Here is a 13595-nt window from a genome sequence, read left to right on the forward strand (position 1 = left end):
ATGACACGCGCCCCCTCCATCCGGCACGACGCGCCCCCTCTCCCGCTTGCGGGAGAGGGTTGGGGTGAGGGCGATGCGGGTCGCAGTCCTTCATTTCAGCACGACACACGCACAGCGCCAGACGGAAGTCACACCCGATGAAACTCACCCTCTCCTGGCTGAAAGACCATCTCGACACCGACGAGCAGCTCGACGCGCTCGCCGACAAGCTCACCATGATCGGGCTCGAGGTCGAGGGCATCGAAGACAAGGCCAAGGCGCTGGCGCCGTTCACCATCGCCTTGGTGCTGACCGCCGAGAAGCATCCCAACGCCGACAAGCTGCAGGTCTGCAGCGTCGACACCGGCGCGGGCGCGCCCGTGCAGGTGGTGTGCGGCGCCCCGAATGCGCGCGCCGGCCTCGTCACCGTGTTCGCGCCGCCCGGCACCTTCATTCCGGCCAAGGCCATCACGCTGGGCATCGGCAACATCCGCGGCGTCGAGAGCCGCGGCATGCTGTGCTCGGCCGCCGAGCTTGAGCTCTCCGAGGACCACGACGGCATCATCGAGCTGCCGGCGGATGCGCCGATCGGCCAGGGCTTTGCAGAATGGGCCGGGCTCGGCGATCCGGTGCTCGACATCAATCTGACGCCGAACCGGCAGGACTGCGCCGGCATTTCCGGCATCGCCCGCGATCTCGCCGCCGCCGGCATGGGCAAGTTCAAGAACCCGTCGATCAAGCCGATCAAGGGCGACTTCCCCTGCCCGGTGAAGGTCAGCGTCGAAGACGACAAGCTCTGCCCCGGCTTCGCGCTGCGGCTGGTGCGCGGCGTCAAGAACGGCCCGTCGCCGGACTGGCTGCAGCAGCGGCTCACCGCGATCGGGCTGCGCCCGATCAACGCGCTGGTCGACATCACCAACTTCCTGACCTTCGACCGCTCGCGCCCGCTGCACGTGTTCGACGCCGCCAAGGTCTCGGGCGATCTCGTCGTGCGCCGCGCCAAGGACGGCGAGACGCTGCTGGCGCTCGACGGCCGCAGCTACACGCTCGACCCCAACGTCTGCGTCATCGCCGACGCCCACGGCGTCGAATCGCTCGCCGGCATCATGGGCGGCGAAGCCTCCGGCTGCTCCGACGACACCACCGACGTGCTGATCGAATCCGCGCTGTGGAACGAGATCAATATCGCGCAGTCCGGCCGCCGGCTCGGCATCAACACCGACGCTCGCTATCGCTTCGAACGCGGCGTCGATCCGGCCTTCATGGTGCCGGGGCTCGACCTCGCGACGCATCTGGTGATGCAATTCTGCGGCGGCACGCCGTCGGAGGCCGTCGTGGTCGGCAAGGCGTTCGGCGACGACCGCATCATCGATTTCCCGCTCAGCGAAGTGAAGCGGCTCGCCGGCATCGAAGTGCCGTTCGTGGAAGTGCGCCGGATTCTCACGCATCTCGGCTTCATGGTGGCGGGCTCGGGCGCGGTGGTGAAGGTCGCGGTGCCGTCGTGGCGCAGCGACGTCCACGGCAAGGCCGACATCGTCGAGGAAATCGTCCGCATCGTCGGCGTCGACAAGGTGCCGATGACGCCGTTCGAGCGCGGCGACGCACCGCGCAAGCCGGTGCTGACCCAGATCCAGACCCGCACCCGTCGCGCCAAGCGCGCGCTGGCCGCGCGCGGCCTGACCGAGGCGGTGACTTGGTCGTTCATTTCCAAACCAAGCGCCGAAGCCTTCGGCGGCGGCCAGCCCGAATTGGCGCTGGCCAATCCGATCGCCGCGGATCTCTCCGACATGCGGCCGAGCCTGCTGCCTGGGCTGATCGCCGCCGCGCAGGCCAACGCCGATCGCGGCATCCCGGATCTGGCGCTGTTCGAGGTCGGGCAGATCTTCAAGGGCGACCGGCCGCAGGATCAATTCATCGCGGCGAGCGGCGTGCGCCGCGGCGTCGCCTCCGCGCAGGGTCTCGGCCGGCACTGGTCGGGCTCGGCGCAAGCGAGCGCGCTCGACGCCAAGGCCGATGCCTTCGCTGTGCTGGCGGCGGCCGGCGCGCCGATGGCGGGGCTGCAGATCGCGACGAATAAATTGCCCGCCTGGCTGCATCCCGGCCGCTCCGGCGCGATCCAGATCGGGCCGCAGAATGTGCTGGGCTATTTCGGCGAGCTGCATCCGCGCGTGCTCGAGCAGTTGCACGCCGACGGACCGCTGGTGGCGTTCGAGGTGCTCCTCGACAAGATCCCCGACGCCAAGCAGCGCCCGACCCGCGCCAAGCCGGCGCTGGAATTGTCGGCGTTCCAGCCGGTGTCGCGCGACTTCGCCTTCATCGTCGACCGCAAGGTCGCGGCTGCCGACCTGGTCCGTGCCGCGCAGGGCATCGACAAGAAGCTCATCACCTCGGTCGGCGTGTTCGACGTGTACGAGGGCAAGGGCATCGATACCGACAAGAAGTCGATCGCGATCGCGGTGACGCTGCAGCCGCGCGACAAGACCATGACCGACCAGGAAATCGACGCAGTCGGCGCGAAGATCGTCGCCGAGGTGACGAAGAAGACCGGCGGCGTGCTGCGCGGCTGAATTCGTCGCACCGAGACTAATTCTGCTCCGTCTTATGCCTCACGCACGGCCGTCTTCCTGAGGTGCGCGCTCTTGCGCGCCTCGAAGGATGCGCAACGGGTGCCTGCGGCCATCCTTCGAGGCCCGTTCGCCCGCGCTGCGCGCGGACAAACGGGCACCTCAGGATGACGTCGTGCTTGTAATCAACGGCTGCCCGGCCAGCGATCGGCGGAGCCGGTGGCTTCCTGATTGCGGCGACGCGGCTTCGGCTTGCGCTGCGGCTTCTCCGCGGCGGCGGCGGGCTTTGCCGGGCCGATCCGCTTCAGCGCGGCGTCGGCGGCGGTCTCGCCGCTCTCCCATGCGCCCAGCACGGTGCCCCACATCAGATCGCTGGTGGCTTCGCCGGCGATGAACAGATTGCCGAGCGGCTCGGCCAGCACCTTGCGCGACGCCGCGCCGCCGGGCGCCGCCGCCGACATCGCGCCCTGCACATAAGGCGCCGCGTTCCAGCGCGTCGCCGCCTTGCGGTCGATCGCTGCGGCGATGTCGCTGCCGAATAGCTTGCTCAACCATTCGACCGCGAACGCCTGCATCGCCGCTTCGCCCTGCGCCGACAGATCGCGGCCGAAGGCGCCGGCGACATCGACCGTGCACAGCGACGAGCCGTTGACATTGGCACTCAGCACCGCGGTGCGGGCGCTGTCACTTCGCTCGATCATCATCTCGTCGCGCGACAGGCCGAGCGGGTTGCCCTTGAAAGACAGCGCGATCCGATCGTAGCTGCCGAGCCCGAGCTTGCCGGCGGCATCGAGCTGGCGCTTCGGCAACTCCGGCGAAAACGCGATCGCGCCCGAACTCAGCACATTGGTCGAGGCGGTGAGAATGATCGCGCGCGCCGCGATCTTGCCCGATGCGGTCTCCACGCCGATGTCGCGGCCACTCCAGACGATCCGCGTCACCGGCGTCGACAGTGTCACCGGCAGCGCCGCTGCAAGCCGGGCCAGGAGCCCGCCCAATCCCTGCCGCACGCCGATGATGGCGTTGCGATCCTGCGCGCGAAAGCCGTCGATCGCCGAGAGGTCTTTCAGGTCCTTGCCGGTGGCGACTGGGCCGAGCACGAATTCGACCGTCGCCGTCCAGTCGCCGAGATCGTTCGGCAGCGCCGCGGCGCAGGACACGTCGGCCCGGCCGCGGGCGGCGTCGCCGAGCGCCCGGCTGGCCCGCACCATGGTGGCGAGCAGGTCCTCGGTCTCGCGCGCCCGCGCGTTGCGGCGGCCGATCCGGACTTTCTGCCCGGGCGCCGCCGGCGCGATCTCGAAGCCTTCGCTGCGCGCCAGCCGCACCAGCGGATTGCTGTCCGGATTGTGCAGGAACCGCGCGCCGCGATCGAACGGTGCGTCGAAGCTGGTGGTGTCGGTCTGGCAGCGGCCGCCGATTTGCGCCGCAGCCTCGACCACGATCACCTTGCGGCCGCTCGCGGCGATCCGCCGGGCCGCCGCGATGCCGGCAGCGCCGGCGCCGACCACGACGACATCGACCTCGCGCGGCAGCGCCGCCGATGCGCGGCCCCCGAACATCGGCGCGACGGCCAGGCCGGCGGTGGCTCCGAGAAAGCGGCGTCGGGAAATTGTCATGTCATGGTTTCCGAAAATGTCTGTGCCGGGCCGCTGCGAAGCGGCACAACCCGGCCTTGTCCTGCGCCGGGGCGCGATCGTCAGTCTAACCCCAAACGGCGCTGAAAACCTTCGACTCCGCCCGGTTTCCGGGCTGCGCCCGGTTGCGTCGCGACGCCGCACAATGCCCATGTTCGCCTCGCAACTTGCCGGAATCGCTGCACCGCGGCAACGGCCATGGGCAACGATCGGTATACGGGCGGCGGAACCGATGAACTAAATTGCAACGGCTCTCCACAATGATGAGCCGGCCAACAGAGCGTGACGACGTCGCGGGAGTGAACGGATGGGCATTGTGTTCGATGCCATCGGCAAGGTCATCGCCGGCTATCTGCAGAAGGAAGAGCCGGGCTACGAGCCGTTCACGCCGAGCGATCCCGACCATCTGCGCACCATCATGCAGCCCGGCGACGTGCTGCTGGTCGAAGGCAATGCGCGGATCTCCGGCATCATCAAATATCTGACCCAATCGACCTGGTCGCATGCGGCCCTGTATGTCGGCCCGATCGACGGGGCGGCCGAGCCCGACGGCGAGCCGCATGTGCTGATCGAGGCCAATATCGGCGAGGGCGTCTCGTCGTCGCCGCTGTCGCGGCATCTGAACTATCACACGCGGATCTGCCGCCCGGTCGGCCTGTCGCACGAGGACCGCCACACCGTGTGCCGCTACGCCATCAACCGGATCGGCTTCGGCTACGACACCAAGAACATCATCGACCTGATGCGCTATTTGGTACCGATGCCGGTGCCGCAGCGCTGGCGCCGACGGATGATCGCGCTCGGCTCCGGCGATCCGACCAAGATCATCTGCTCGGCGCTGATCGCGCAGGCGTTCGATGCGGTGCGCTACCCGATCCTGCCCAAGATCACCAAGGCCGGCAGCCGCGCCGCGCGCCGCGAGATCCTGCACATCCGCGATTCGTCGCTGTACATGCCGCGCGACTTCGACATCTCGCCGTATTTCGAAGTGGTGAAGCCGACCATCGTCAACGGCTTCGACTACACCGCGCTGCACTGGGCCGACAAGCAGAAGCCGCTCGCGGAGGTAGCGGGCCCGTTCAGTACCTTTCAGGACGGACTGGACCCGGCGCCGCCGCTCGTTCCTGCGCCGGCTGACGCGGAAGCGGCGGCTTGCGATGCGCAAGTGATGGATACCGCCCTCCATCACCAAGCGCCCGCTCCGACGCCGGCCCGGGAACCCGCGAACTAGCCGCTACGCGACGCGCGACGCGCTGACCGGGAACGCACCGCCGGCCGTGCCCTGCCGATCGAGCAGGTCCCTGAGCTCGTCGTTCGGCCGCGCCGGGCTGAACAGGAAGCCCTGCGCCTCGTGGCAGCCCTCCGCGCGCAGCCAGTTCAGTTCGGCTTCGGTCTCGACGCCTTCGGCGGTGATGGTGACGCCGAGCCCCATGCCGAGGCTGATGATGGCGCGGACGATCGCCTGGGCTTCGCGATTGTCGCTGACGCCGCGGACGAACGACTGGTCGATCTTGATCTTGTCGAACGGAAAGCTGCGCAGATAGCTGAGCGACGAATAGCCGGTGCCGAAATCGTCCATCGAGATCCGGACGCCGAGCGCGCGCAGCGCGTGCAGCGTCGCGATCACCTGGCTGCTCTTCTCCAGCAGCAGCGTCTCGGTGATTTCGAGTTCGAGCCGGCGCGGCGGCAGGCCGGATTGCTTCAGCGCATCCATCACCGTCGCCATCAGATTGCCGACGCGGAACTGCAGCGGCGACAGATTGACCGCGACGCTGATGTCGCCGGGCCAGCGCGCGGCGTCCCGGCAGGCCGCGCGCAGCACCTGCGCGCCGATCGCGTTGATCAGGCCGGTATCCTCGGCGACCGGGATGAATTCGCCAGGCGAGACCATGCCGCGCTCCGGATGCGGCCAGCGCACCAGCGCCTCGCAGCCGGTGACGCCGCCGCCGCTCAGAGCGATCAGCGGCTGGTAGTACGGCCGCAGCACCTCGTGACGCAACGCCGCGCGCAGCTCGGTCTCGATCTTGCGGCGGGACTGCGCGCGGGCGTCCATGTCCGGCTCGAAGAAGCTGAAGCTGCCACGCGAATCCGTCTTGGCACGCGACAGCGCCATGCCGGCGTTCATCAAGAGCTTCTCGGAATCGTCGCCGTCGAGCGGCGCGACCGCGATGCCGATGCTGGCGCCGGCGACCACCGAATGGCCCTCGAGCAGATACGGTTCGGCGATCGCATTCAGCAGCCGCTTGGCCAGCAGCGTGACGTCTTCGGGTCGTTTGATCCCGGTCTGGATCACCGCGAATTCGTCGGAGTTGAGCCGCGCCAGCGGATCCTCCTCGCGCAGCGTCGAACGCAGCCGCCGCGCGATGCCGCGCAGCAGCTTGTCGCCGATGGCGTGGCCGAGCGTGTCGTTCACCGCCTTGAAATGATCGACGCCGATGAACAGCACCGCGATCTTGTCGCCGGTGCGCCGGGTCTTGGCCAGCAATTCGTCGAGCCGCTTGCGCAGCAGGCTGCGGTTCGGCAGCTTGGTCAGGCCGTCGTGATGCGCCATGAAGGCGAGCCGCATCTCGGCGCGCTTGCGTTCGGTGATGTCCATCAGCGCCAGCAGCACGGCCGGCTCGCCATTGTAGGTGAGCTGGCGCGCATAGACCGCCAGATCGATCAGCGAGCCGTCGGCCTTGACGTGCGTCCAGGTCCGCGCCGCGCGCTCCTCGTTGGTCTGCTCGCCGGACCATGGCAACTCGGTCCCGAACGCCTGCAGGCGACGGATCGTCAACCCGGCGAATTCGGCGGGCGAATAGCCGTAATGCAGCACCGCGGCGTCGTTGACCGCGACGATGCGCTCGTCCTTCAGCGAGCACACGATCATCGGCACCGGATTGCCCTCGAACATCAGCCGGAACGACGCCTCGCGCTGCTTCAGCTCGGTGATGTCGACGCGCAGGCCGATCACGCCGCCGTCGGAGGTGGTGCGTTCCTCGATCCGGATGCAGCGACCGTCGGCGAGCACCTGCTCGTGGCTGTGCCCCGGGTCGAACAGCCGCCGCATCCGCTCGGCGATCCATTCCTCCTCGTGGCCGACCGCCTCCGGATAGTCGCCGCGCGCGACGCCGACACGCATCGTGTCCTCGATCCGCGCGCCGGGTTTGAACAGATCGGCGCTGGCCTTGTAGATCTCGGCGTAGCGCTTGTTCCAGAGGATGTAGCGGCCCTCGGAGTCGAGAAACACGATGCCCTGCGGCAGGATGTCGATCGCCTCGCGCAGCCGCTCGTGCGACTTGCGGGCCTCGTCCAGCGCGACCGCGACGGCGCGCTCGCGATCGGCGACCGCCGCGGCGCGCGACGGCCGCTTCGGACGCGGCAATGGCTTGGGGCCTTTCGTCGCGGAGCGGCTTGGCTTTGGCTTACGCGCGACCGTGCATCTTTTCGATGTCTTGCTTGTCTTCAGCCGGATTTGCGGCATTCCCACGCCCCATACGCACTTTGCGAACCGGTTGTGCAGGATGTATCTGAAAAAATTATGTAACGGTTTCAGCGGCATTTGCATCGACGGGCGCGATCACGGCGAAAATGCCCGTTGATGAGGCAGACACAGACGGTCGCCCGGTGCCTCGCGACAAGACGGGGAACCCTATTCTGCCATCCGATCGCAGTTTTGTGCGCGATCTGCACAAGACTTGTGCGGAGACGGATCGTCAGCTTGAATTCGCGCCAACCACCCGGAGGGTTAGTTTGGCATTAACATCGAGACCTTCGGCCGCGGGATGGCTCGCGATCCCGCCCGATCGCCAGCCCCCCGATTTCGCCAGCCTCCTGGGTCGGCTATAAGGCGGCGATGCGTCGCCGATCGATTCCCGCCAGATGGCTGTTGGCCGCCGCGCTGCTCGGCGCCTCGGTGCCGTCTGCGTGGGCGCAGGACAAGGGCACGGTCGATCCGAAGCCGCTGCCGCCGCTCGCCAACCCCAACGATCCCGAACTCGCCGCGCGCGAACTGTTCGGCCGCCGGTATCTGCCCGCCGCGCTGCCGCCGCGGCCGATCGGGTTCTACGCCCGCGGCTGCCTTGCCGGCGCCGAGGCGCTGCCGATCACCGGCAAGACCTGGCAGGTGATGCGGCTGTCGCGCAATCGGTTCTACGCCTATCCGGCGATGGTCGATCTGGTGGCGCGGCTGTCGCGGAAGGCGCACAGCGACGCCGGCTGGCCGGGCATTCTGGTCGGCGACATGTCGCAGCCGCGCGGCGGGCCGATGCTGACCGGCCACGCCAGCCATCAGGTCGGGCTCGACGCCGACATCTGGCTGACGCCGATGCCGAACCGGCAGCTGTCGCGCAACGAGCGCGAGGAGATGTCGGCGGTGATGATGGTGCGCCGCGACCGGCTCGACATCGATCCCGCGGCCTGGACGCCGACGCATTGGAAAGTGATCCGCGCCGCCGCGCAGGAGCCTCAAGTCGAGCGCATCTTCGCCAACGCCGCGATCAAGAAGGCGCTGTGCCGCGAGGCCAAGGGCGACCGCGGCTGGCTCAACAAGGTGCGGCCGATGTACGGCCATGATTACCACTTCCACATCCGCATCAAATGCCCGCCCGGTCTCGCCGGCTGCGAGGCGCAACCCGAAACTCCGCAAGGCGAGGGCTGCGCGCCCGCCGACCTCGCCTACTGGTTCTCCGACGCGGTGCTGCATCCCAAGCCGCCGAAAGTGCCGCCGAAGCCGAAGCGCCAGCTCACCCTCGCCGAACTGCCGGCGGAATGCCGCGCCGTGCTGAACGCGCCCGACAAGAAGATCGACTAGCAGGCGAGGCCGCCGACGATCATGGCTTGCGCACGAACACCGCGGTGGCGTCGGGTGAGCGTGCCGGCGGCGTCATGTCGGTCCAGAAACGGCCGTTGATCCGCGTCGAATTGACGATGTTCATCTCGAAATAGTCCTTGCCGTTGACCGAGAATGTCAGGTCGCCACCGGGCACCTTCTGGAGCTTCACGTTTCGGCACGCTTTCTTGTAGCAGTACACCGCCTGGGTCGGCGATTTGAACTGGATGAAGCTGATATTGTTGGGATCCTGGGTGGATTTGTGCACGCCCTTCCAGTCCCAGCGCGCCTGATAATATTCCTGGCGCTGATTGATGACCTGGGCGGAGGCGGGGTTCGCGTAGCCGATCCCCAGGCCCAGGCCGACCACGGCGACAGCGGCCAAACGGGCTCCCGACATCTTCATTAACTTTCTCCCTTGCATGATCGATCGGCGATCCGGTCGCGGCGCGCGATCAATCGCTCACTCACCCCCCCTTGCCGTCGCATTCCGCCGCTTTGCGGAGCGCGGCGTCGATGCCGGCGAGCGGCACCGGCGTGGTTTCCTGGCCGGCCTTGACGACGAAGGATTTGGCGGTCCGCAGCGCCTTGATCTGCGGATCCTTCAGGAAGGTCATGACCCGCCCGGCGTCGCCGCCGTAGAACGACGCCTTGGCGGCCTTGCCGTCGAGCTCGACGCTGCCTTTGATCTCGTCCGGGATGGTCTTCAGCGTGGTCGGGACCACGACGGTCCAGCCCTCGGCGCTCTTCTCGAACGCGATCTTCACCGCGCCGGGCACGATCGCGCCGCAGCGCATGTACTGGCCGTCCATGCTGTAAGACTCGACGGTCCAGCCGCCGACTTCGGCGTATTTCTTCGCCTTGGCGTCCTGCGCCGACGCGGCGCATGGGGAGGCCGCGACCGCGGCGGCAGACAGCAGGCCGAGCAGGAGATGACGATGGATCATGGCACTACCTCGTTGATGCGACGGAGTGATGGGGTGATTAGGTGATGGAGTGATGGGGTGACGGTTACAGCCGGACCGGTCGGCGCAGCTGCTGCGAGCAGGCCTTCTCGAGCTGCACCTTGTGGCCGAGCGCCTGCGCGCTGCGGCCACGGAAGCCAGCGTCGCTTGTGCCCATGCAGTAGCTGAACAGTTGATTGGCGCCCCAGGCGTAGCTGGCCCAGCCGCGCGGCACCGGGATCGCCGCGACGTTGCAGCCCTGTGCGGTTGCGCGGTTGCGCCACTTCTCGCCGGCCTGGCCGTAGCTCGAGCACACCGGCTCGCGGGTCGCGGTGGATTGCATCTGGGCGGATTGCGGGCGCGGCGGGGACGCGGCTCCTGCCAGGCACGAATTCAGCGTGGCCGCCTTGGCACGCTGTTCGGCGGCGACCTGGCCTTCGTTGCGCTTCAGGCACCACTGGAAATGCCCTTCGCGGTTGGCGTGCATCGACGGGATGCGTGGGCAGCCGCGCGCATAGTATTGCGCCTGGGCCTTCATCGCGTAGTTGACGAAATCTTGACACTGCAGCGGCGGCGCCGCCGACGCCGGCGTCGCGGCGAGGGTGGCGAGGCCGAGCGACATCAGCATCGCTTTCGTCGTCGATGGCGTCTCAATCATCATGCAACATCCTGAGCGGGTGAGTTCTTTCTGGGTAGAGGATCAGCGAGCGGCCGGCGCGGGCATCGAGCCGGCCGACGCGGTCAATTGCAGATCAGCGAAACCTTGGTGCCGTAGCCGGCCTCGCCCGGCGCGCGGCCTTCGAACGGCCCGGACCGGCCGCAGAAATACCTGACGCGGAAGTCCTTCTTGCAGCCATAGGCCGGGTCACCGAGAATCTTATAGGACACCGCGTAGCTGCAGGAGCGGCGGCCGTTGCAACTCGCGGCGATCTGCCGGGTCGCATTGCCCGGCGCGACGCCGCAATTGGCGCCATAGGTGGCGCTGACCACGCGGACCACTTTCTGATCGGGATCGTTGCCCATCGCCTGAGCCCGGCCGGCGAGGCCCGCCGTCGCGATCATCGCGAGCGCCGCGGACAGCATCAGCGCCGCGCGTCGCCCGGCGGCCAATGAGGGGTATTCGGATCGACTGTCGGACATGAAGATGCTCCTGCATCGCGCGAAAGGCGGATGCTGACAACGGGACATGAGAGGTCCGCGGCGCGGAGATGCGCGGACCGATGGACGGGAGATTTGAAGTGCCCTGCCCGAGCAAGCGAGTTGACGAAACGACTCGGACGCAGGGATCAGGCGATCGATCGAATCATGCGCCGAAATTGCGGAAATACGTCCGGTGGCGCGCCGGATAGAAAACAATCTTCGTGATACAACACATCGTGGGACACTTTCCTGCCAGCCCTAACAGCGCATGAATATCATCGTAGTTACAAACTGAATGCAATCTGAATATTAGTAATTGAGCACGGCCGGTCGGCCGAAATAATGGGCGACTCTGCCCACGTGCCGGGCGGCGGAATTCGCCGGAGTATCAAGTCAGGTGCGCGCCTTGCCCGGCCATCACGACGCCGGACTGATCACACCCCGGACAGTTGCGACCAGACCTTCGACAGCTTGCGCCGGGCTTTCTGCACCCGCGTCGGCGGCGGGGCGTCGTCTTCGTCTTCCGGCAGCCGCAGGCCGACGACATTGACCCGGCCGCCGCCGAGGCTGCGCGCGACGAGGACGATCGTGTCGAGCTTCACCTCGGCGCCGACGGTCGGGGCGCGGTCGAGATGGATGTCGAAATAATCGGCCAGCGTCAGCGCCTCCTCGCCGGTCGGCACGTTGACGCCGTAGGCCGCTGCGAGATCGCCGAGCGTGGTCTCGCCCGGCACGATGAAATCGCCGAGCAGATGCGGGTCGGGCGCGGTCGAGGGCGGCATGTCGACGAAGAAGCGGTCGAGCGCTTCGGCCTTTTCGGGCGGCGCCAGCAGATACAGATAGTCGCCGGGCGCGACCGGTTCGGCCTCTTCCGGCGTCAGGATGCGCTCGTCGCGGATCACCAGCGTCGGCTTCGACCAGGACGGGATCAGCCCGCGCTTCAGATACAGGCTCTTGGCGCGCACCGGATAGCCGACCAGTTGCTTCTCGAGCTGGCCGGGCAGGTCAAGCTCGATCCGGCGCGGGCCGCGATCGGTGCGCTGCAGGGCGACGTGAAGCTTGCGCGCCGCCGGCCCCAGCGTCCAGCCCTGCAGCAGCAGCGAGATGATCACCACCACGAAGGCGACGTCGAAATACAGATAGGCCTTCGGCAGCCCGACCAGCATCGGGATCGAGGCCAGGAAGATCGCGACCGCGCCGCGCAACCCCACCCAGGCGATGAACAGCCGCTCCCGCCAGTTGAACCGGAACGGCGCCAGACACAGGAATACGGCGACCGGCCGCGCCACCAGCATCAGCGCCAGCGCCACCACCACCGCCGGGCCGATGCTCGACATCAGCCGCTGCGGCGACACCAACAGGCCGAGCAGCACGAACATCACGATCTGCGCCAGCCAGGTCGCGGCGTCGAGGAACGCCACCACCGAATTATGCGCGCGGGTCGGCTGGTTGCCGATGATCATGCCAGCGAGGTAGACGGCGAGGAACCCCGAGGCGTGCGAGATCTGCGCGGCGCCGAACACCACCAGCGCCGCGGTGGCGACGAACGGCGCGTGCAGCCCCTGCGGCAGCGCCACCCGATTCAGCGCCATCACCACCATTCGGCCGCCGATCACGCCGATCGCGGTGCCGAGCAGGGCCTCCCACAGAAATTCGACCACGACATACCAGGTCGAGGACTCGCCGCGGGTGATCAGCCCGACCAGCATCAGCGTCAGGAACACCGCGAACGGATCGTTGGTGCCGGATTCGACCTCCAGCGTCGCGCCGACGCGCGGCCGCAGCCGCAACCCCTGCGAATGCACCAGCAGGAACACCGCCGCGGCGTCGGTGGAGGCGATCACGGCGCCGGCCAGCAGTGCCTCGGTCCAGTTGAGGTCGAGCGCATAATAGGCAACCGGGGCGGTGATCAGTGCGGTCAGCAGCACGCCGACCGTCGCTAGCCCCATCGACGGCGCCAGCACCGCCTTGATGGTCGAGAATCGCGTCCGCAATCCGCCGTCGAACAGAATCAGCGCCAGCGCCACCGAGCCGACCAGATAGGTGGTGGAGAGATCGTCGAATTTCAGGCCGCCGGGTCCCGCCTCGCCGGCCAGCATGCCGAGCACGAGAAAGACCAGCAGCAACGGGGCGCCGAACCGCAGCGCCAGCAGGCTCGACAGAATCCCCGCCATCACCAGGACCGCGCCGAGCAGGATGGCTATGCTGACCGTGTCGAGTGAACCCATTGGCCTCTATGTAACCGAGCAAATCACCGCTGTCGCATCCTTATCGCCGTCATTGCTGCATCGCCAACTGCATTCTCGCCGGCGCGGCGAACTAGGCGCTTTGCGGTGCGCACGAACGCCCTGCCCGTGAGCCCTCACCCCACCCCTCTCCCGCAAGCGGGAGAGGGAGCCGGCCGCGTCGCGGGGCGGCCGATGTGCACGATCTGATCGGCAGCAGAGTGAGCACCCTCCCTCTCCCCAGGCACAGCGAGCCCCCTCTCCCGCTTGCGGGAGAGGGGGCTCGGGTGAGGGCGCGC

General features: G+C 67.7%; 10 protein-coding genes. 3 read left to right on the forward strand and 7 right to left on the reverse strand.

The window, feature by feature from the left end; translation table 11 throughout:
* Positions 1-137: 137 nt before the first annotated feature.
* Positions 138-2546, forward strand: coding sequence for a phenylalanine--tRNA ligase subunit beta (pheT, locus tag RPB_RS00245; RefSeq protein WP_011438949.1), 2409 nt, complete (start codon positions 138-140; stop codon positions 2544-2546).
* Positions 2547-2728: 182 nt separating this feature from the next.
* On the opposite strand, the gene RPB_RS00250 is transcribed toward pheT, so the two are convergent.
* A complete protein-coding gene (locus RPB_RS00250; RefSeq protein WP_011438950.1) occupies positions 2729-4159 on the reverse strand; it encodes a flavin monoamine oxidase family protein in 1431 nt (476 codons plus the stop codon).
* Positions 4160-4484: 325 nt separating this feature from the next.
* Between RPB_RS00250 and RPB_RS00255 the strand changes: the two genes are divergently transcribed.
* On the forward strand, positions 4485-5408 hold the full coding sequence (locus tag RPB_RS00255; protein WP_011438951.1) for a YiiX/YebB-like N1pC/P60 family cysteine hydrolase: 924 nt from the start codon (positions 4485-4487) through the stop codon (positions 5406-5408).
* A 3-nt stretch (positions 5409-5411) separates the two neighbouring features.
* On the opposite strand, the gene RPB_RS00260 is transcribed toward RPB_RS00255, so the two are convergent.
* Positions 5412-7640 carry a putative bifunctional diguanylate cyclase/phosphodiesterase gene (locus RPB_RS00260; protein ID WP_011438952.1) on the reverse strand — a complete coding sequence of 743 codons (2229 nt, stop codon included), beginning with the start codon at positions 7638-7640 and terminating at the stop codon, positions 5412-5414.
* Between the two features lie 372 nt (positions 7641-8012).
* On the opposite strand from RPB_RS00260, the gene mepA reads away from it, so the two are divergent.
* Entirely contained in the window at positions 8013-8969 is a 957-nt protein-coding gene (gene mepA, locus RPB_RS00265) for a penicillin-insensitive murein endopeptidase (protein WP_011438953.1), read from the forward strand.
* Between the two features lie 19 nt (positions 8970-8988).
* Here the strand turns inward: mepA and RPB_RS00270 are convergent, their stop codons facing one another.
* From RPB_RS00270 to RPB_RS00290, 5 genes are all read right to left on the reverse strand, one after another.
* Positions 8989-9393 carry a hypothetical protein gene (locus tag RPB_RS00270; protein ID WP_011438954.1) on the reverse strand — a complete coding sequence of 135 codons (405 nt, stop codon included), beginning with the start codon at positions 9391-9393 and terminating at the stop codon, positions 8989-8991.
* A gap of 61 nt (positions 9394-9454) precedes the next feature.
* Positions 9455-9934 (reverse strand): hypothetical protein, encoded by a 480-nt coding sequence (locus tag RPB_RS00275; RefSeq protein WP_011438955.1) that lies wholly within the window; start codon positions 9932-9934, stop codon positions 9455-9457.
* Positions 9935-9998: 64 nt separating this feature from the next.
* The gene (locus RPB_RS00280; RefSeq protein WP_157038755.1) at positions 9999-10589 is read right to left on the reverse strand and encodes a hypothetical protein; all 591 of its coding nucleotides are present in this window, start codon (positions 10587-10589) and stop codon (positions 9999-10001) included.
* 83 nt (positions 10590-10672) lie between these two features.
* Positions 10673-11071 carry a hypothetical protein gene (locus RPB_RS00285; protein ID WP_011438957.1) on the reverse strand — a complete coding sequence of 133 codons (399 nt, stop codon included), beginning with the start codon at positions 11069-11071 and terminating at the stop codon, positions 10673-10675.
* A gap of 434 nt (positions 11072-11505) precedes the next feature.
* Complete coding sequence (locus RPB_RS00290; RefSeq protein ID WP_011438958.1) at positions 11506-13299, reverse strand: potassium/proton antiporter; 1794 nt, start codon at positions 13297-13299, stop codon at positions 11506-11508.
* Between the last annotated feature and the right edge of the window lie 296 nt (positions 13300-13595).

Origin of the sequence: Rhodopseudomonas palustris HaA2, from assembly GCF_000013365.1 — a bacterium.
GTDB lineage: Bacteria > Pseudomonadota > Alphaproteobacteria > Rhizobiales > Xanthobacteraceae > Rhodopseudomonas > Rhodopseudomonas palustris_J.